We start from the raw sequence: 20,261 nt of genomic DNA, 5'->3' as shown, positions 1-20,261 counted from the left end.
GAATTAAAGGCTTCAGCCCAGGGCTGAAGCCTTTTTGTTGGAATGCGGGACCACTGTACTCGTTTTTAAAGAGGTAATATGCTATTCTAAAATAAAGTTTAAAATGCAAAGGGTGTCCATCATGAAAATAGTTTGCTTTGGTGATAGTCTAACCCGCGGAGTGTCATACCTAAAAGGGCGGCTGAGAATCTTAAAAAAGAACTATCCAGCTGTCCTTCAGGAGTTATTTCGAAATAATGGTGCAGGTGAAGCGGGGCCGCATGTTGAAGTGTTGAACAAAGGTGTCTTTAATGATAATTCGAATCTTCTGCTGTCACGGCTTGAACGGGATGTAACTGATGTGAAACCCGATTTTGCCATCATCAGCATCGGCGGCAATGATTGTAATTTTTCATGGGAAGAGGTTGCGCAAAATCCAGACAGTGAACATATTGCTTCAGTTCCGCTGGACAAGTATGCAGATAATCTCAGATGTATGATAGAGAAAGTGAAGAACAGCGGGATTACTCCAATCCTCCTGACCCTGCCTCCGCTTGATCCAGTCCGCTATTATGAGAATATTTCTGGCAAGTTCAGTTCACAAATCAGCAGCTGGATATGCAGAGTCGGCGGGATAGAGCACTGGCATGGGAAATATAATCAAAGTCTCAATAAAATTGCGGATGAACTGAATGTAATGAAAATAGATGTAAGATCTGCATTAAAACAGGCCGGAGATCTGACAGACTTAATTTCAGCCGATGGAATCCATCTGACCGAATGGGGATATAAGATCCTGGGGGCAGAGATATACAATTATCTATCCGCCCTCATGCAAACCGGGAATATGGATAATGCCTCATTGGCATCTGCATCAGAATAGGAAGGACGGCTGCCGGCTGGCCTTCTTCCTGAATTTTTTCATAGAAGTAATAGAAAAAAGCGATTTGCAGAAGCAAATCGCTTTTTTCGGTAAATCTTTTTATGCGGCTGAGAGGACTTGAACCTCCACGGGGTTGCCCCCACTAGAACCTGAATCTAGCGCGTCTGCCATTCCGCCACAACCGCTTACTAGCAACTGAATTTATTATAGCATAATAATTATGTTTGTACACTACTTTTTTAATAAATTTTCAAGAAAATTTATTGGATTTTATTTGCTTTTCTATTTCTGCATTCAGCAGTTCCTTCCCGCGGCCCTCGAGTGATCTGACATGCAGCAGTTCTTCGGCAAGGTCATGGAGGGATAGTATTTCAAACAATACCGCAGTTTCAGGAGAGATATGATGATGCTGGTCCGGATGCAGGTCAGCCAAGGGAATAAATTCTTTCTGTTCGCTGAACCACTGTGTGAGCGCATTTACTTTAGTCTGATAATCCTCTTCAGGTATAAATTCTTTATCCTTAAGGACGCGTGAGACGGTTTCCATGACCGGCATGATCGCAATATTTGTTTTCTGATCAAAGCTGAACCGGGATTTTGGCAAATAAAACAGATTGCCGATATGATAAATCAATTGGCGGAGAATGATCAATTTTTTATATTCAAGCCTGAAGCACCTTATTTCTTTACGGGTAAAACGGTGGAATCTCCATTCATCTTTCTGATATAAACATAATTTTTCAATTTTCTCCGTGTCCCTCGACAGGTTCTGAAAATCTTCTAGGAGCCTTGCTTTTTCAAAAGGAGAGCCGGACATGTGAGTAAATGACTTCAGCAGGATAGAAGAAGCTTTTTCGAATGCTGAGTCGATTCCCAGCATAATGGTCTTCGAATACTGCGGCGGCATGATGAAGATATTGACTAAAGACGAGACGACCAAGCCGGTGCAGGTTGTGCCGAGGCGGATAAAAAAGGATGCTGCATAATGATCATGGACAGTCGAAATCATGGCAGCTCCTGTCAGCACTGCAACAACCGTACCTTCGTGAAGTTTCAGTTTATGGCAGGCAATGATTGTGGCAAGCGAAACGAATGCATAAGAAAAAGGACTGTCGCCTAACAGGAAAGCAAAACAAACGGCAAAACCTGCCCCGATGGCAGAAGCAGGAAAGCGGATGAATGCCTTTCTGATTGAATCGGCAGCAGTCGGTTCAATTGTTACAATGGCAGTTATGACTGCGAACATGGCAGGCCAATCCAGCAAATGACAGATAAAGGCTGTCACAAAAACAGCAATCCCGGTTTTTACAATTCTCCCGCCAGCAAATTTAAATAGGAAAGGTTTCATTTTTTTGCCTTCTTTTACTGTATTATTTATTTTCATGATATATATATTATATCGCAAATATGATGCTCTATGGGGGAAGAAAAGATTCAGCTGGAATGCTGACTAATACAATAAGCATTGATTCAAGTGGATATGCAAAGAAAAAAGGAGAGAGGAGTGCCGCTATGCTCATTCATTTAGTTCCTAAAGATGATTTGGAGGCTCAGGGAATACGCTGGGTGCTGGAGTCCCATTTAAGCGGGGTTGATCTGCGGATTTGGAAAGATCAGACAGAGTTTCTTAATGGCATAGAATTTGATTCACCAGGACTTTCCATCATTAATATGGACAGCTGGGACCAGGGGGCCGGGGAAAAAGCGGAAGAGTTGAAGAATAAAAGAGTGCGCTGGCTCGGGATTTCCTCTGAAAGGATATTTCAGACAGCATACCGTGCACTGAAATATAAGGGTGAGGATGTGCTGTTCAGGCCATTTTCTTCTTCAGACCTGGTAAGGGCTGTCCAGCAGATCCGATTTGAACTCAGGAATAGGCCGGAGCAGGGGCAAACCAGGAAATCTGCCTCCCATGAACCTGGCTATCCAGATTTGTTCATCTCGAACGGGGAACAGGACAAGGGCCTTACAATGGCAGCGTTCCTTACCCCTAACAGCTCAGCTTTTCAGACATTGTACAGCAGATTATGCAGTCATACTTCCATTAAAGCAGGGAAAGTGTTCGCTTTGTCGGAGTTCGTTCTTTTTGTACGAACTTCTACGAATGGGAATGCTCAGGATGAGTTCCACTCATTTATGGCAGATTGGAAAAAAAGCTTTCCTGCCGCTCCCCTGGCTGTCATCGTACATATAACAAAGAAACCGCAATCGCTGAAGGATGCATACCAGCATGTGCGGATGCTGACCAAACTGATTTTTTTTGAAGGCTATGACATTATCATTTCAGAAAATCATTCTTCTTTAACAAAGGGAATGGACCCGCTCCTGACACCGGTCGAGCAGAGGGAATGGATAGAAATGCTTGAAAAAAGAGACGAAAAAGCTATTCGTTCCTGGTGTGAAAGAGAATTCCTTGCTCTGAAATCCCCATACCCGGATCCGGAGCTGGTCAGGGTCCGTCTGACAAGTGTGCTTGCACAGGCGAGAAGGTATATGAAAACCTATCAGCTTCAGTCTGAACTGCTGGAGGAAAACTATCACCATGTTTTTCAGAAGATAGTCCATCTGCCGACCATCCACCAGATTGTCAAGGAGCTTGAGCAATTTGCGGCCTTGCTTTTCATGGAATATAACCGCAAAGGAATGGATGATCCTGTCTCGGCTGCTGAAAAAGCCGAAGAACTGATAGAGTCAAATTACTGGATCGAAGGCTGGAACTTATCAGATTGTGCAGAATCGCTCGGAATGCATAAAAGTACATTGAGCCGCCGGTTTGCAGCAGAAATAGGGCTGACCTTCCGTGAAAGGCTTCATGAAATCAGAGTCCGGGAGGCAAAGCGGCTCCTGCTTGAAACAGATTTGCCGATTGAAAGGATAGCCGGCATGTGCGGGTATTCACACCCATCTTATTTTTCGTCCAAGTTTAAATCAATTGTGTTAGAAACACCTGTATCTTATAGACGGAAAAAAGCTGAATATATTTAAACAATTCGAAATATTTCTTAAAAACATGTCAATCTGTTGCGCTGAGGGTGCAACCATTTATAAAGAAATCACCAGATTATAAATTCATCACCTCCTGTCCCGCAGTAAAATGAAAGAAACCATATTCAGGAGGTAATTGTGATGGGAAAAGCTGCTGAGAGAGTGAAAAGATACCGGGGCAATCAATTGAATACGAAAGGCTGGCAGCAGGAAGCAGCGCTAAGGATGCTGATGAATAATCTGGATCCAGAGGTAGCAGAGATGCCTGACAAGCTTGTTGTCTATGGGGGGATCGGCAAGGCTTCCAGGAACTGGGAATGCTTTGAAGCTATAGTGGAGTCGCTTAAGAAGCTGGAAAATGACGAAACACTTCTTGTCCAGTCAGGCAAACCTGTTGCGATTTTTAAATCGCATTGTGATGCCCCGCGTGTTCTGATTGCCAATTCAAACCTTGTACCGGCCTATGCCAACTGGGAAACCTTCCATGAGCTTGACCGCAAGGGCCTTATGATGTATGGGCAGATGACCGCTGGAAGCTGGATTTACATTGGCTCCCAGGGGATTGTTCAGGGGACATATGAAACTTTTGCCGAGCTGTCCAATCAGCATTTTGGAGGTTCCCTTAAAGGCACTATTACTGTAACAGCCGGCCTTGGAGGCATGGGAGGGGCACAGCCGCTTGCTGTCACGATGAATGGCGGTGTCTGCATCGGGATTGAAGTGGATGAGACAAGGATCGACCGCAGGATTGAAACAGGATACACCGATATGAAAACGGATTCATTGGGGGAGGCCATTTCCCTGGCTGAGCAGGCAAAGAAAGAGGGGAAAGCCCTTTCTATTGGGCTTGTAGGCAATGCTGCTGAAATACTCCCCAAAATGCTGCAAACGAATTTCATCCCGGAAGTATTGACAGACCAAACTTCTGCCCATGACCCGCTGAATGGGTACATCCCCGCCGGTATGACTATTAGTGAAGCTGAGGAGCTGAGATCAGCGAACCCTGGGGAATATGTCAGAAGGTCAAAATCTTCTATGGCAGATCATGTAAGGGCTATGCTCGATATGATGGGAAATGGCACGATTACTTTTGACTATGGAAACAATATCCGCCAGGTGGCAAAAGATGAAGGTGTGGAAAACGCTTTTGCTTTCCCCGGATTCGTGCCTGCCTATATCAGGCCGCAGTTTTGTGAAGGAAAAGGACCTTTCAGGTGGGCAGCTCTTTCAGGAGATCCTGAGGATATTTATAAAACCGACCGGGCTATCCAGAGAGAGTTCAGCGATAATGAGCATTTATGCAATTGGATCAGGATGGCTCAGGAAAAAATCCAGTTTCAGGGGCTCCCATCCCGCATATGCTGGCTTGGCTACGGAGAAAGAGCCAGATTCGGAAAGATACTGAATGATATGGTCGCGAGCGGGGAACTGAGTGCTCCGGTAGTAATCGGCAGAGACCATTTGGATTCCGGCTCAGTCGCTTCTCCGAACCGTGAGACCGAATCGATGCTGGATGGATCTGATGCTGTTTCAGATTGGCCAATCCTCAATGCCCTCATCAACGCAGTCGGGGGAGCAACATGGGTCTCCCTTCATCATGGAGGCGGAGTCGGGATGGGCTACTCCCAGCATTCGGGTGTAGTCATAGTTGCAGATGGCACTAAGGAAGCTGAAATGCGCATTGAAAGGGTGCTCACCACTGATCCCGGCATGGGAGTGGTCCGGCATGCGGATGCCGGATATGAGCTGGCCAAGAAGACAGCAAGGCAAAAAGGCATAAACATGCCGATGTTAGATAAAGGAAGTGAGCGGAAATGAGCAGCAGGATAATATGGATTAAAAATGCCTCCCAGCTTGCCACTCTCGCTTCAGATGTGAAAGGGCCGCGTTCAAAAAGTGATATGTCAGAGCTGGGATTGATCGAGAACGGGAGCTTATTGATTAAGGACGGCAAAATTTTGGCAGCAGCGGCAGCAGGAGAAGTAGAAAAAAAGTATGGAGCCATCCTGAAGAATGCAGAGATTATTGATGCTTCCGGCCGGCTTGTCACACCCGGGCTGGTCGATCCCCACACTCATGCAGTATATGGCGGCAGCCGGGAACGGGAGTTTGAAATGCGCCTAGAAGGTGCCAGCTATATGGATATCATGAACAGCGGCGGCGGAATCCACGCGACTGCAAGAATGACAAGGGAGGCATCGGAAGAGGAGCTGATAAAGCAGACAGCACTGCGCCTTGACTCCTTCCTTGCGCATGGAGTGACAACAATTGAAGGGAAAAGCGGCTATGGAATGGAGCTCGAAACAGAGCTGAAGCAGCTGCGGACAATGAAAAAACTGAATGAGCAGCATCCTGTTGATATTGTCCCAACCTTTATGGGGGCACATGCAGTGCCGCCGGAATACAAAGGCAGGGAAGATGAGTTCGTCGACTATATCATAAATGATATGCTGCCGGCTGTGTCTGCTGAAAAGCTCGCAGAATTCAATGATGTATTCTGCGAGCTGGGCGTCTACACTCCTGAACAGGCAGAAAGGATTCTTGAGGCCGGAAAAAAATTCGGGCTGATTCCTAAAATACACGCTGATGAAATTGAGTCCTATGGAGGAGCAGAGCTTGCAGCCAAGGCAGGGGCCATCTCAGCAGAACATCTGCTGAAGGCCTCGGAAGCTGGAATAGATGCGATGGCAAAGTCTGGAACGATTGCCTGTCTGCTGCCGGCAACAGCTCTTTATTTGCGGGAGGAAGCGGCCAAAGGGCGGATGATGATTGACAGAGGGGTGCCTGTAGCAATCTCAACAGACTGCAACCCTGGTTCATCACCGACGACCTCCATGCCCCTCGTCATGAATCTCGCCTGCATCTTGATGAGGATGACGCCGGCAGAGGCATTGACCGCTGCAACCTATAATGCCGCATGCGCCATCAGAAGAGAAGATCGAGCAGGGTCACTGGAAGAAGGCAAGCAGGCGGATATTGTTATGTGGAATGTGAAGGACTACCGGGAGCTGCAATATTTGTTCGGGGTCAATCATGTTCATTCTGTCTGGAAAAACGGCATAAAGGTGGTGGGGTAAGATGGATGCGCGCTGGCTGACAAAACCCGGCTGGTCCTGGAATTATGCTGAAAGCAGTTCCCCTGAATTCGTCCATCAATGGGTCTGTCCGCTGGAGCGGATAGAGGGAAAACCCGATGTCATCATTTATGGAGCGCCCTTATCAAGATCATCCATCAGTGTTTCAGGAGCATCCCTATACCCGGAGGAATTCAGGAAAATGTGGAAGGGATACGCAGCCTATAATCTTGATGAAGATATCGATTTGACCACTTTTACTGCTGCTGATGCAGGAGATGTTCTTATGCATACGACTGATATTCACCTTTCCCACAGCCGTATCCAGGAGACAGCCTATGAACTGGCAAAAGGCTTCCCGGGATCTGTCAGCTGCCTGATCGGCGGGGACCATTCAGTCACAGCCTGTTCTGTGCGAGGGATAAAGGAAGCCTTTCCTGAAGAAAGAATCGGCATCCTCCAGCTGGATACCCATCTGGATGTAAGAGATCCGCAGGAACTGGGGCCTGCAAATGGCACACCGATCCGCCAGCTTATAGACGGCGGCGCTGTTAAGGGGGAGGATATAGTCAATATCGGGCTTCATGGATATTTCAATGCAAGGCCGCTGGTAGAATACGCAAAAGAACACAAGATCCGGATGGTCACCATGAAGAATGCCCGGAAGCAGGGGCTTATCCGAACAGTGCAGGAGTCACTGTATGATTTGGCAGCCAGGACAGACCGGGTTTATGTAACAGTGGATATGGATGTTCTGGACATATCAGCAGCACCGGGCGTGCCTGCCTCGACACCGGGAGGTATGATGCCTGCCGAACTGTTTGATGTCCTGCTCGAAATTGGGAAGTGTCCGCATGTGTTGCATATTGACTTTGTCTGTCTCGACCCGACAAAAGATTCAAACGTATCAGAAACGGTAAAAGCGGGCGTCTATGCCTGGCTGCAATTTATGACCGGCTGCACATTGCGCAAGTAAGGATTGAACACTCACTGTTAAGGGAGCGATTGATATGGAAACCAATCTGCCAAAACAGCCAGGTACAGACATAAGCACCAAAACGCCATTTATGTGGAAATTTTTCGTTTACAGTTTCATAGGCGCGTTCATTTTCTTCGTCCCCATCACCATCGGCGAAAAGAATTCCATTCTGCTTGATCATATTGTGACTTACATTCAAACGGCAGCGGAACCTGCCATCCCTTTTTATACTCTGCTCATTCTGGCTGCCGGAGCCATATATCCTTTTTGGACAGGGAAATGGAAGAAATCCCTGACAGATATTATTTTTTCATTGTTTAAGGTGGCCGGCCTGCTGGTAGGCATCATGATTCTTCTGAATAAGGGCCCAGCCTGGCTGTTTGACCCGGATATGGGGCCGTTTTTATTCAATAAGCTTGTTATACCTGTCGGCCTGCTGGTGCCAATAGGCGCTGTCTTCCTTTCTTTGCTGGTAGGCTACGGCCTTTTGGAATTCATCGGGGTTCTAGCAAGGCCAATCATGCGACCCATCTGGAAAACGCCCGGACGTTCTGCAATTGATGCTGTCGCTTCTTTTGTGGGCAGCTATTCGGTCGGCCTGCTGATAACAAACCGCATCTATAAAGAAGGCAAGTATAACGGCAAAGAAGCAAGCATCATTGCAACTGGCTTTTCAACCGTTTCTGCCACGTTCATGGTTATTGTGGCAAAGACCCTCGGTCTGATGGAAATGTGGAATCTGTATTTTTGGCTTACCTTCTTCATAACCTTCCTTGTGACAGCGATAACGGTCAGAATTTGGCCTTTATCAAAAATAAAAGAAGATTATTATGAAGGTTCTGACCCGCAGCCGGAGAAAAAGATAGAAGGAAACCTTTTCACCGCAGCATGGTCTGCGGCTAGGGAAACAGCCGCTTATTCACCGCGCCTGCTGAAGAACGTCTGGATTAATCTGAAGGATGGGCTGTTAATGGCCATGGCTATCCTGCCTTCCATCCTGTCTATCGGACTGCTTGGCCTGATTTTAGCTGAGTTCACACCGGTCTTTGACTGGATTGGCTATATCTTTTATCCGTTCACATCAGTTCTGCAGCTGCCGGAGCCGATGCTTGCTGCCAAGGCAAGCGCTCTCGGCATAGCAGAAATGTTTCTTCCTGCCCTGCTGGTCACTGAAGCTGCACTGGAACTGAAGGTTGTCATTGCGATTGTCTCTGTGTCAGGAATCATCTTTTTCTCTGCGCTTGTGCCTTGTATCGTGTCGACGGAAATTCCTCTCTCCATCCCCGTGCTCATCGCTATTTGGATTGAAAGGGTGATTTTGACGCTGATTATTAGTACACCGCTTGTCTATTTGCTGCTCTAGAAAGAAAAAAAGCACGGCTTCGGCCGTGCTGTTTTTCTTTACCGATTCATACTAAGGCTGGACCAAATAATCTCAATGCTTTTACGGGACTTTCACCTGTGCTTTCTATTGAAAAGTTGAATGTATTTGCAGGAATAAACAGCTGATCGCCTTTTTTAACAAATTGCTCCATTTCGTCCGTTTTCACCACTGCGTTCCCGTACAGAATATATAATCCGGAAAACACTCCGTCTCCCGTAATTTCAACCTCTCTTTCCACTTCGATAAGGGTCATTCTAAAACACGGTGTTTGCTGATATCCAATTAATTCGGTTTCTTTAAATCCTTTTGATTCCCATAATACAGCAGGAGGTACTTTCCACTTTTCCAAGGTTTCTTCGCTCGTATAAGTTTCGTACAGGAATATATCAAACATTTTTTCGAATCCCAGTCCCTGGTGAAGCAAGTAGTCCTCCAGCTGCAATCCGGAAGGGGAGGATTTTTCAAGCCGGATTGTGTAATCAGTGGGTTCCTGGATTTCAACCAGCAGGCAGCCCGCTCCGATGGCATGGGGGATGCCAGCTTCAATCAGGAAGGTATCTCCAGGGCGGACATAGTACTTGTGCATGCAATCCAGCATGCCTTTAATGTCTTGTTCATTAAATAAGTTCTTCCATTGTTGCTTTGTGACACCGGGTTTGAATCCTAAATACACATACGGAGGTTCCCCGTTGATTTCTCTCCCTCCAATAAAGTGCCAGCATTCAGTCTTGCCATATGCCGAATTAAATAATTGCTGGGCTTTTTTCTTGTCAGGGTGGGCCTGAATAATTAGACGCTCAGCCGAATCGATTAATTTTACGAGAACACCAGTCTGCTTTCCAAGTTTCTCAACATGCTGTTTGCCTAAAAATTCAATGGGGTGCTCATCTACCATTTCCTTTAAAGTGATTTTTATGCCAGCCAGATCCAGTTTATTTAATCCGTCCGCTTCCCGGCCCTCCGTTCGGCTTGAAACAATTGATATCATCCATTCTTCCGGGAAATGACTATCCTTGGGATCTTCTTTTCCATGAATTTCATCAATCAGTTTTCCGCCAAGGTAGGTTCGCCATGATCGAGCAGGGGAGAGCTTTATGGGTGCTGAACCATCATAAATATGTCTATTCAAATATGTTCCTCCTTATCTTTATTTAAAAGTATGTCTGTATTAATAGTAAGTGAATGCGCTTCCATTAATAATTAAAGATTTTAAGATGAATGAGTAAAATTTTAAGAGATTCCTTCAGCCGTCAATTAATTCATTGAGAGGATGCAGAGATTGATTTACACTATCGGTACCAGTGCGATGGCGGCGCTAACAAAAATATAAATGGAGGATAAGGAATGAAAAAATATGCTATTTGCGGTGTCAGCAATCGGGCTTTGGAAATGTTTATGCGGCCCATGATGAATGAATTTTCCGAAGAAACCGGGATTGCAGCGATATTGGATTCCGATCCTTATCGCTTTAAGGTATGCAAAGAGAAATTTCCGATGCTTGAACATGTTCCGACGTATAATCCGGAACAATTTGAAGAAATGATTGACCAGACAAAGCCTGATTATGTGATTGTCGCAGGCAGGGATGATACACATGTTGAATATATTTTAAGATCATTAAAGAAGCAGGTTGATGTCATAACAGAAAAACCGATGGTGACAAATGCGGCAGATGCCAATAAAGTCATGAATGCCGAAACCGAAAGCAGTGCTAAAGTGATTGTCACATTCAATTATCGATACAGTCCATTTCACAGGAAGATTAAAGAAATGATTTTGGAAGACAAGGTCGGCAGGATTACTTCCGTGGATTTAAATTGGTATATAGATACATTCCATGGATCCAGTTATTTCAGAAGATGGAATCGTGACAGGAATTTTTCCGGAGGCTTATCAATCCATAAATCAACACATCATTTCGATCTGGTGAATTGGTGGCTGGATCAAAAGCCAGAAGAGGTATTTGCATATGGAAGCCTGAATTATTTCGGGCCTGATGGAGAATTAAATCCGCGAAAAGTACCGAGCCGCTATTGCGGAACATGTGCTGAACAAAGCAAGTGCACCTATTTCAGGCGCTGGAATCCCCGCAGCGGAACCAGCACTGTAAAAGACGACCATCTGCTTGCAGGAGTATATGAGGAAGTACCTTACACTAATTACAGGCCGGATGCCTGTATTTATGATGAAGAAATCAGCATTGAGGATACCTATGTGGCTTCAGTTAGATATGAGGGAGGAAGCTTGCTGAGCTATTCTATTAATTTTTCCTCTCCTTATGAGGGTTACCGATTGGCGATAAATGGAACAAAGGGGAGGATCGAAACGGCAGAGTATCATGAGCCGTCACGGATTCATTTCAAATATCCTGAACAAACCATTGATTATTTTCCGCTCTTCGGTGCGAAAGAAACAATAGAGGTTGTTAAAAATCCTGGGGGCCACGGGGGCGGCGATCCCATTCTGCTGGAAGATCTTTTCCTTGGCCCTGACCCTGCCAGAAACTATCCCATCTTGGCAGGATCGCAGGCGGGTGCTTATTCAATAGCGGTTGGAGAAGGCGTATGGCGGTCTGTGAAAGAAAAAAAGCCAATGAATATAAACGAGCTCCTATTTGCCAGCAAGCAAGCCATCAGCAAATAAAATGCTTAATCCGAACCTGCCTGATCCTGTAAAGGAAAGGGCAGGTTTTTGCTGGAACATCAAAGCCATGTTACTGAATGGAATTTCAACCAGTGGAATTCTGATAAAACTGAATTAACTAAAATATCTTAAAATTTTACCCTATCATCTTAAAATCTTTAATTATTTTAGAAAACGTTTTCATTTACAATTAAATCAAGAGAAAGGGGGAAACTAGATGAGTTACTCGCCAGGAGTTCCTGAATCAGTAATCAACAGCAAGAAGGCAGTGGAGAAAAAGAAAATTAAAAAAGAAAAATTGATTCCATATCTTTTTATACTGCCATCTTTTCTTATTATCTTAGGATTTTTGTTTTACCCGATTGCGACTGTGTTCTACTATAGTCTGCAAAACTATGACATTTCAGCACCTTATTATAATGGCTTTGCGGGGCTTGATAATTTTAAAAACATCTTTACGCAGGACGAACTATTTATCCCCAGCTTAATCAATAGTGTGAAGTGGGTAGTTTCTGAGGTCGGCCTGCAGCTAATCTTTGGGATGATCCTGGCCCTGCTGCTGAACCAGACTTTCAAGTTCAGGGGGTTTGCACGTGCGGTTGCTTTCATCCCATGGGCAATTTCAGGGGTGCTGGCGTCTGTTATGTGGTCTATGATGTTTAATGAGCATATGGGAGTAATCAATGACATGCTTATGAAGGTGGGAATCATAGACGAACCGAAGGCTTTCTTAGCCAGCACATCCACCGCTTTTGCAGCTGTGGTGATTGCTGAACTATGGAGGGGGATTCCTTTCTTTGCAATCACTCTCTTAGCTTCCCTTCAGAGTGTACCGGACGAATTATATGAAGCAGCAAGGGTAGACGGAGCAAACCGCTGGAAATCTTTTATCTACGTTACTCTGCCTCAACTGAAAAATACGATAGTGCTGACTACATTGCTAAGAGTTGTCTGGGAATTCAACAACGTTGACCTCCTGTTCAATTTAACGGGCGGCGGGCCTGCACACGCGACAACGACACTGACGATGTATATTGCAGATTTGGCTGTTCATGGAAGCAACTTTGGATACGGTTCTGCCTTAACGGTTGTCTCATTTGGAATACTTCTAATCTTTGCCATCCTTTATTTGAGGCTATCCCGTTATGAAAAGGAGTGAGTTGATTGTTTTCAAAAAATAAGAAATTAGATAAAATCCTGACTTTATATCTTCCTTTGGCCATGATGCTCAGTTTTACTATCTTTCCAATCTATTGGACGATCAACACAGCATTAAAGCCGGAAGGAGATATAGTAAAGAGACCTTTGCAGTATTTCCCGGTCAACCCGACAGTTGAAAACTTTGTCTATTCATGGACTAATATCGGATTTGCGACCTTTTTTAAGAATAGCCTGATTGTTGGCATCTGCACTGTCATTGTTGTTCTTATATGTTCAACTTTGTCTGGATACGCACTGGCAAGATATCAGTTCAAAGGAAAAAAAGGGTTTTTGCTGATGCTGTTATCCACCCAATTTATACCAAGGGCTATGATGATCATCCCATTGTTTGTCATTTTTAAGAATCTGGGATTAATCAGCCATCCGCTAGCTCTGATTATCACATATACGGCAGTTGAGATTCCTTTTACGACCATCCTGATGAGCGGATTCATAGCAAACGTACCAAAGGAACTGGAAGAAGCTGCAATGATTGACGGCTGTACAAAATTGCAATCCCTGCGACATGTAGTATTTCCGCTATTGCTTCCCGGCATTGTGGCAACAGGCGTTTTTACTTTCATCTACACTTGGAATGAATTCCTGCTTGCACTGATGCTGACCAATCAGAATTCGAGATTTACGCTCCCGGTTGGATTAAGTACGATGCTGGGCGAATTCAATGTCAACTATGGAGCTTTAGCAGCCGGAAGTGTAATCGCTTTAATTCCTGCAGTTATATTATTTGCCTACGCACAGAAACACCTTGTCAATGGCATGGGCGGGGCTGTCAAAGGCTGATAAATACAAAAATATACGGTTTAAAAAAGGAGGAAATACGATGTTAAAGCAAAAATGGGGCAATTCAATACTTGCTCTTTCAATGGCTGCCGGGTTAGTTCTTACAGGCTGCTCTGGCGGGGATGAGGCTTCATCTGAAGGCAAAGATTCTGGTGAAAAATCCGATGGACCTGTAACTCTCCAATTCTGGGATGAAAACGCAGGCCCGGCGCGTACGCCTTTTTGGGAAGAAGTAATCAAGCGGTTTGAGAAAAAAAATCCTGATATTGATGTTGAATATGTCGGAATTCCGAATAAATCAGCAAAATCCAAATATGATGCAGCGATAGCCGCCGAGGATACACCGGACATTGGGTCTGTCCAGACAACCTGGCTGCCTGAGTTTTCAATCCGCGAAGCACTGGCGCCGCTTGATTCTTACTTTGAGTCGTCAGATATCAGCGGAAAGCTGAATAGCAATGCAATAGAAGCCAATAAATCCATTACCCAGGATGGAAAGCTTTATGGCATTCCATATGCCCAGAACTTAGATGCTCTGTGGATCCGTTCAGACTGGTTCAAAGAAGCAGGAGCCGCCGAACCTAAAACATGGGATGATTTCTTTACAGCCATTGAAAAGATGACAGATAAAGATAAGAGCCGATATGGATTTACGATCCGCGGAGGTGCTGGTGCATCCTTCACTATCCAGCGCGCAATGTTTGCAAATAGCGGTTTGGATTACTTTAACGAAGATGGAACAACCAACATCAATGATCCAAAGCACGTAGACTTCGTTGAAAAATATGTATCTTATTATGATAAATTCACTCCAAAAAGCGATATTACCAATGGCTACAAAGAAATGATCGCTGGATTTGATACTGGTGTTGTCGCGATGGTCCATCACAACCCAGGTTCTTATGGTGAACACAAAAAAGCTCTGGAAGATGGGACATATCAGCTGATCCCGCTGCCGGCCACAGATGATGGCCAATATGTTGCTGAAGGCGGAAACGCAGTTAACCTGGCTATGTTCAAGTCTTCTGAACATCAGGATGAAGCATGGAAATTCATTGAATTCGTCAACTCTGAAGAAGCACAAAGCTACTGGAATGAACAGACTGGTCAAATCCCGACAAATTCAGATGTATTAGATGACCAATGGGTACAGGATGCACAGCATATCAAGGTAGCATTTGATGTCTACAATAATGAGGATACAAAACTTTATATGCCTCCTTTCTATTTACCGGATTACCGTTCTATTCTTGATAATCTGGTAGACCCTGGATTCCAGGCAGTAATGACGGGCGACAAGTCTGCCAAAGACTTCTTAGATGAATGGGCAAAAGCAATTGAAGATTCAAAGAAAAAATATGACGACACTTTTAATAAGTAATCAAAAGTATGTAATTAAGGCTTAACGCAGTAAAGTCCCTTTCTTTCAACCTGGGTGATGCTGCCGGCTTACAATCAGGACAAAGCGGGTGTTGAAGTTTATTGGCATCCTTTTTGTCTGATTGCTACTAATTTCACATGAAAAGGAGACAGAATAATGGGAAAAACAATTGATAAGATTACGACTGAAACACCTTTGATGATGGCTGAAAAGGCATGCCAGGCACTTATGCAGACGTTTCGTGCAGAAGAGCTTCCGCCGGTAGATGATTTCCACTATCATCAAGGGGTTTTTCTATATGGCATGTACAGGGTCTACCAAGCAACAGGAAAAAAAGAATATTTTGAGTATATAAAAGCCTATTTTGATAACTTGATTGATGAATATGGGAATGTCCGCTTTGAAAGGGACCAGCTTGACTCTACAATGGCAGGAATTCTTTTATTCCCGCTATACGAAGAAACGAAAGATCAAAGATATATGATTGCAGCAAAGCGTTTAAGAAGCGCGCTGGAGACGATTAACAGAACCTCAGAGAATGGATTCTGGCATAAGGAAAAATACCCTTATCAAATGTGGCTGGATGGCTTATTTATGGGAGGCCCCTTCATGCTGCTTTATGCGGAGCACTTCAATGAGGAAGAATTGATCCAGCATGTCCTGCTTCAGGAAAAGCTGATGAGAAAGCATATGACAGACGAGAAAACAGGCCTGCTTTACCACGCCTGGGATGAGAAAAAAGTGCAGCCATGGGCTGACCCTGAAACAGGCCTTTCACCTGAGTTCTGGGGGCGTTCTGTTGGGTGGTACGGTACAGCATTGATCGACCTGCTGGAGATTCTTGGAGATAAGAAGCGGGGCCAGGAAGAATGGATCACTTCTCTTCAAAGCTTCATACCGGCGGTTGCCAATTTCCAGGATGAAAAAACAGGTCTGTGGTTTAACATCATCGACAAAGGTGACCTTGAGGATAACTGGCTGGAATCTTCTTGTTCGTCATTATTCCTGTATTTTATTGCAAAAGGAATTCAGCATGGCTATGTTGATGAAACCTACCGTGAAATTTGTGATAAGGCATACAAAGGCCTGCTGGAACACATGGTCGATGAAAAAGAGGAAGCAATTGATTTAAAGGGCATTGTAATCGGGACATCAGCAGGTGTTTATGACTACTATGCAGAACGCCCTACATCAATCAATGACCTCCATGGGATGGGTGCCTTTATCTTGGGAAGCATGGCATACCATGATCTGCTGAAAGCATAACAGCCGGCTACATCCTGTATGATAAGGAAATGAACCTTTTCTTGTGCCGGATTCCTGCACATGAAAAGGTTTATTTTACAAGGTCATTTAATTGAAGGACATGCAGTAAAAAGTGAAAAAATATTTCGAATTAAGAAAAAACTTATTTACCATTGATAGAATATTAGATATTGTTTAAGTCAGGAGATCTAATCTTCTATTTTGCTTCTAAGGGGAACATAAAAGATGGTTATGAAAATAAAAAACTTCATTCGCAAATATTTCCTTTTCTCGATTAAATCAACGATTAATACTCTTTATTTACCGATCATTATTATTTTTATATCCGTTTCCGGGCTGGTTTCCTCCTTGCTTGCAACTGCCCAGGTTGAAGAAAATGCATATAAAAATGTCAATGATACCATTTTTCAGACAAAAAACTCATTGGATTATATGCTCACAGACGTGTTTCAGCAGATAGTGGCTGTTTCGAATGACCCAATGGTTTTAAACTTGATTGGAATGGAACAGGCGGACATTAAACCAAAGTATTATGTGGAAATAGATAAAACATTGCAGCTTATTTATTCGCGCTATAATATCATACTGGAATCCGTCCTGATCGATCTCAATCAAGGAGGGTTTTTGCTGTATCATAGTGATTACACAGCTAACCCGACGGTTTCCTATGATCAGTATTTTAATCATTATAAAGGAAGCAAAGAGGGATTTTATTGGAGAAATATACACCAGGATCAAATTTTTGATACCAAACATGAAGTGATGTCGGTGTTCCGGCTGATCGAAAAGGAATACTATTCAGAAAAAGGAATCGTATTATTTAATCTTCGCGATGAATTCTTTGAGCAGGTGCTGAACAAATCACTCATCGGTGATAATGGCTATCTGACTTTGATCAGCCCTAACGGCAAATATGAATCCAAAACCGTGAAAACGGAATACAAGCTGGATAATAAAACTCTCCGCTCCCTTCAGCAAACCGAGGAAGAGGACGGGCAATTTTTTTATAAAAGCGCTTCCGGGGAAGATATGATTGTTATTTATGATACAGTCAAACCGAACAACTGGAAGCTGGCAGCAGTAGTCCCGCAGGATGAAATATTAAACAAAGTGAATTATATAAAGCATTCTACTGTTTTCTTCATCTTATTGATGATAGTAAGTGCGATATTTCTTACCTATCTGGTAGGGAAGTATATTTCAAAGCCTTTCGAGAAAATGGCAGAGCAAATGCGGACCATCAATAAAAAGAGCCTGGATTTTTATCATGAAACATCAGGCCCAGAGGAGATGAAAGTCCTTCATAATGGGTTTAAAGAACTGCTCTTGCGAATTCAGTCACTGATGGACCAGATCCGCCTGGAGCAGGAAGAGAAACGGCAGCTGGAGTTTGCCATTATGCATGCTCAGATTAACCCGCATTTCCTTTATAACACGCTGTATTCAATTAAGGGATTATGTGATATGGGGCTTAATAAGGAGGCAAGCAGCATGGTAAGCGCATTGTCCAGCTTTTTCCGTATTGGAATCAGCAGAGGAAAAGAAATTATTCCTATTAAAGATGAATTGGAGCATATCGAGCACTATTTATTCATTCAGGAGATGCGCTACGGTGATGACTTCTCTTATATTATCGACGTAGAAAAAGAAGTCCTTTCCCATGATATTGTCAAGCTTTCCTTGCAGCCACTTATTGAAAATGCCATTTACCACGGAGTGAAACAGAAAAGAGGGCAAGGGAAGATTATGATAAGAGGTTACCAGGATAAAGAGACCATTTACTTAGAGGTTGCAGATAACGGCAATGGGATGGAAAAAGAAAAACTTCAGGATATTCTTAACGAAATGAAGTCTTCTTTTCAGGAAACCAAGGGCTTTATCGGGATTGGTCTAAAAAGCGTAAATGAAAGGATTAAAATCCATTTTGGAAATGAGTATGGACTAAGTATAGCCAGTGAACCAGGAAGCGGGACAGTGGCGAGCATCATTATTCCCAAGACAAAAGGGGAGTTCAGCGAGAATGTATAAGGTGATTGTTGTTGAAGATGACCGTATTATCCGCAGAGGGATCTGCCAGTCCATCGATTGGGGAGAGCATGGATTTGTTGTTGCAGGAGAAGCGGGGGATGGCGAGGCGGCGCTGGGGTTGATTGAAAAGGAGCAGCCCCAAGTGGTTATCTCGGATATTAATATGCCCTTTATGGATGGTTTGGAGATGGGGAAGAAAGTCAGGGAAATCAGCCCGGAAACCAGGATCATTTTTTTGACAGGATATGAAGAGTTTAAGTATGCTCAGCGGGCCCTTAAAATGAAAGCGTTTGATTATTTGCTGAAGCCGGTAGATTCAGATCATTTGCTTTTGAAAGCAAAGGAAGCAGCGGCAGATTGGGAACATGAAGCCAGGAAAGAAATGAAAGTTACAGAGTCCTTGCCCTTTCTTCAGCAAAAGTTCTTTCAGGAGCTGATGAGAGAGGGACACCAGCAGGTAGATGTGGAGAAGGAATTGAATGAGCTCGGGGTTGAATTAGAAGGGCCAAGCTTCACTGCTGTTCTTGTTCACGCATCTGCAGGTCTCCGTGAGAATTCTATTAAACTAATGAAACAGGCTGCTTCCTCCCTTTTTACACCTGGACAATGTATTGTCATTCATATAGATTTCAATGAGTGTGCAGTCCTTTTATCACTTGATGGCTTGAATGATACAAGAAAAGGCCAGCTGGCCAATCTAATAATCCATACACTTTATGAGCATGATGGACATTCTGCTACAATAACGCTGGGAAGAACCTATCAGAATCTGTTCGAGCTCGGAAAATCACTTCTGGAATCAAGGCTTGCCATGGATTTAAGGCATATCATGGGAACAGGGAGGGTATTTTCTTTTGAAGATACCGTGTCAGGCGAGAGAGAAGCAGATGATTCTCTGCATATATTAGAATCAGAATTAGAAAGCCAAATCAAGCTCGGTATCCCTGAAAAGGTAAGTGAAACTCTCACCAGATTAAACAATGCGATATTAGAAGGAAAAACTGTGCCGTTGTCAGATTTAAAAGTCCTTGCGCTAAAGTTCAGTACTTTGCTGTTTTTTGAATCTGAAAAGTGGAAAAAGGAAGAAACCATAAGTATTAATTTTTCCGAAGTATATGAGAGAATTATGAAAATAGAAACGCTTACTGAAATGATGGAAATTCTTCATTCACTTGTTTTGCAGTGGGCAGATGCGTTGCATAGGAAACAAGATAAAAATCATTTCAGCCATGTTGATCAAGCGATATCATACATTAAAGAACATTTTCATGAAAGTACACTGACCCTGAAAAAAGTGGCTGAGATCATCCATGTCAGCACACCTTATTTAAGCAATTTATTCAAACTCGAAAAAGGGTTCAATTTTGGGGACTACCTGCTGGAACTAAGAATGAATAAAGCGATGGAAGAATTGCGCTCGGGGGATCTGAAAACGTATGAGGTATGTGAGAAGGTAGGCTATAGCAATCCCCAATATTTTAGTGTTTGCTTTAAAAAATATACAGGGTATACTCCTGCCGAATACAAAAAGCAGTTTGAATGAGCTATAATCCTGCCTGGCTGCTTATTGATTTAATGCCAAATTGGAAGCTCTGCATTATCATCTTCTTCCTTATTTCTGTAAAAAAAGCCGCAGATTTTCTTCAGCCAAAAGCACC

At 43.8% G+C, this 20,261-nt stretch carries 15 protein-coding genes and 1 tRNA gene; 13 read left to right on the top strand and 3 right to left on the bottom strand.

Annotated features, from left to right (window positions below; all coding sequences use genetic code 11):
* Nucleotides 1-121: 121 nt before the first annotated feature.
* Nucleotides 122-862 carry an SGNH/GDSL hydrolase family protein gene (locus AC4E8B_RS15315; RefSeq protein ID WP_490214227.1) on the top strand — a complete coding sequence of 247 codons (741 nt, stop codon included), beginning with the start codon at nucleotides 122-124 and terminating at the stop codon, nucleotides 860-862.
* 102 nt (nucleotides 863-964) lie between these two features.
* Here AC4E8B_RS15315 and AC4E8B_RS15310 read toward each other — a convergent pair.
* Together AC4E8B_RS15310 and AC4E8B_RS15305 are read right to left on the bottom strand one after the other, a co-directional pair.
* Nucleotides 965-1,047 (bottom strand) — tRNA-Leu (locus AC4E8B_RS15310).
* Between the two features lie 65 nt (nucleotides 1,048-1,112).
* Nucleotides 1,113-2,210, bottom strand: coding sequence for an aromatic acid exporter family protein (locus AC4E8B_RS15305; RefSeq protein ID WP_490214226.1), 1,098 nt, complete (start codon nucleotides 2,208-2,210; stop codon nucleotides 1,113-1,115).
* 164 nt (nucleotides 2,211-2,374) lie between these two features.
* Here AC4E8B_RS15305 and AC4E8B_RS15300 point away from each other — a divergent pair, with 164 nt between their 5' ends.
* The 5 genes from AC4E8B_RS15300 (at nucleotide 2,375) to AC4E8B_RS15280 (ending at nucleotide 9,263) form a co-directional block, all read left to right on the top strand.
* Nucleotides 2,375-3,847, top strand: a complete 1,473-nt coding sequence (locus tag AC4E8B_RS15300) for a helix-turn-helix transcriptional regulator (protein ID WP_490214225.1) — start codon at nucleotides 2,375-2,377, stop codon at nucleotides 3,845-3,847.
* Nucleotides 3,848-3,988: 141 nt separating this feature from the next.
* Nucleotides 3,989-5,665 (top strand): urocanate hydratase, encoded by a 1,677-nt coding sequence (gene hutU / locus AC4E8B_RS15295; RefSeq protein WP_490214224.1) that lies wholly within the window; start codon nucleotides 3,989-3,991, stop codon nucleotides 5,663-5,665.
* Nucleotides 5,662-6,924: an imidazolonepropionase gene (gene hutI / locus AC4E8B_RS15290; protein ID WP_490214223.1), complete on the top strand. Its 1,263-nt coding sequence runs from the start codon at nucleotides 5,662-5,664 to the stop codon at nucleotides 6,922-6,924. The genes hutU and hutI overlap by 4 nt, the downstream gene beginning before the upstream one ends.
* Nucleotide 6,925: 1 nt before the next feature.
* Nucleotides 6,926-7,897, top strand: coding sequence for an agmatinase family protein (locus AC4E8B_RS15285; protein WP_490214222.1), 972 nt, complete (start codon nucleotides 6,926-6,928; stop codon nucleotides 7,895-7,897).
* Nucleotides 7,898-7,931: 34 nt separating this feature from the next.
* Entirely contained in the window at nucleotides 7,932-9,263 is a 1,332-nt protein-coding gene (locus AC4E8B_RS15280) for a YjiH family protein (protein WP_490214221.1), read from the top strand.
* Between the two features lie 46 nt (nucleotides 9,264-9,309).
* Here AC4E8B_RS15280 and AC4E8B_RS15275 read toward each other — a convergent pair whose 3' ends face one another.
* Entirely contained in the window at nucleotides 9,310-10,413 is a 1,104-nt protein-coding gene (locus AC4E8B_RS15275; RefSeq protein WP_490214220.1) for a type I phosphomannose isomerase catalytic subunit, read from the bottom strand.
* A 215-nt stretch (nucleotides 10,414-10,628) separates the two neighbouring features.
* Here AC4E8B_RS15275 and AC4E8B_RS15270 point away from each other — a divergent pair, with 215 nt between their 5' ends.
* The 7 genes from AC4E8B_RS15270 (at nucleotide 10,629) to AC4E8B_RS15240 (ending at nucleotide 20,146) form a co-directional block, all read left to right on the top strand.
* Nucleotides 10,629-11,927 (top strand): Gfo/Idh/MocA family protein, encoded by a 1,299-nt coding sequence (locus AC4E8B_RS15270; RefSeq protein WP_490214219.1) that lies wholly within the window; start codon nucleotides 10,629-10,631, stop codon nucleotides 11,925-11,927.
* Nucleotides 11,928-12,144: 217 nt separating this feature from the next.
* On the top strand, nucleotides 12,145-13,086 hold the full coding sequence (locus tag AC4E8B_RS15265) for a carbohydrate ABC transporter permease (protein ID WP_490214218.1): 942 nt from the start codon (nucleotides 12,145-12,147) through the stop codon (nucleotides 13,084-13,086).
* Nucleotides 13,087-13,091: 5 nt separating this feature from the next.
* On the top strand, nucleotides 13,092-13,928 hold the full coding sequence (locus AC4E8B_RS15260; RefSeq protein ID WP_490214217.1) for a carbohydrate ABC transporter permease: 837 nt from the start codon (nucleotides 13,092-13,094) through the stop codon (nucleotides 13,926-13,928).
* 40 nt (nucleotides 13,929-13,968) lie between these two features.
* Nucleotides 13,969-15,309, top strand: a complete 1,341-nt coding sequence (locus AC4E8B_RS15255) for an ABC transporter substrate-binding protein (RefSeq protein WP_490214216.1) — start codon at nucleotides 13,969-13,971, stop codon at nucleotides 15,307-15,309.
* Nucleotides 15,310-15,465: 156 nt separating this feature from the next.
* Nucleotides 15,466-16,575 carry a glycoside hydrolase family 88/105 protein gene (locus AC4E8B_RS15250; protein ID WP_490214215.1) on the top strand — a complete coding sequence of 370 codons (1,110 nt, stop codon included), beginning with the start codon at nucleotides 15,466-15,468 and terminating at the stop codon, nucleotides 16,573-16,575.
* 225 nt (nucleotides 16,576-16,800) lie between these two features.
* Nucleotides 16,801-18,603, top strand: a complete 1,803-nt coding sequence (locus tag AC4E8B_RS15245) for a sensor histidine kinase (protein ID WP_490214214.1) — start codon at nucleotides 16,801-16,803, stop codon at nucleotides 18,601-18,603.
* A complete protein-coding gene (locus AC4E8B_RS15240; protein ID WP_490214213.1) occupies nucleotides 18,596-20,146 on the top strand; it encodes a response regulator in 1,551 nt (516 codons plus the stop codon). The genes AC4E8B_RS15245 and AC4E8B_RS15240 overlap by 8 nt, the downstream gene beginning before the upstream one ends.
* The last annotated feature ends 115 nt before the right edge of the window (nucleotides 20,147-20,261 follow it).

This window comes from Bacillus sp. SRL543, assembly GCF_984799205.1.
The sequence above is the reverse complement of the archived record's forward strand: the minus strand, read 5'-3'. Positions and strand labels throughout refer to the sequence as shown.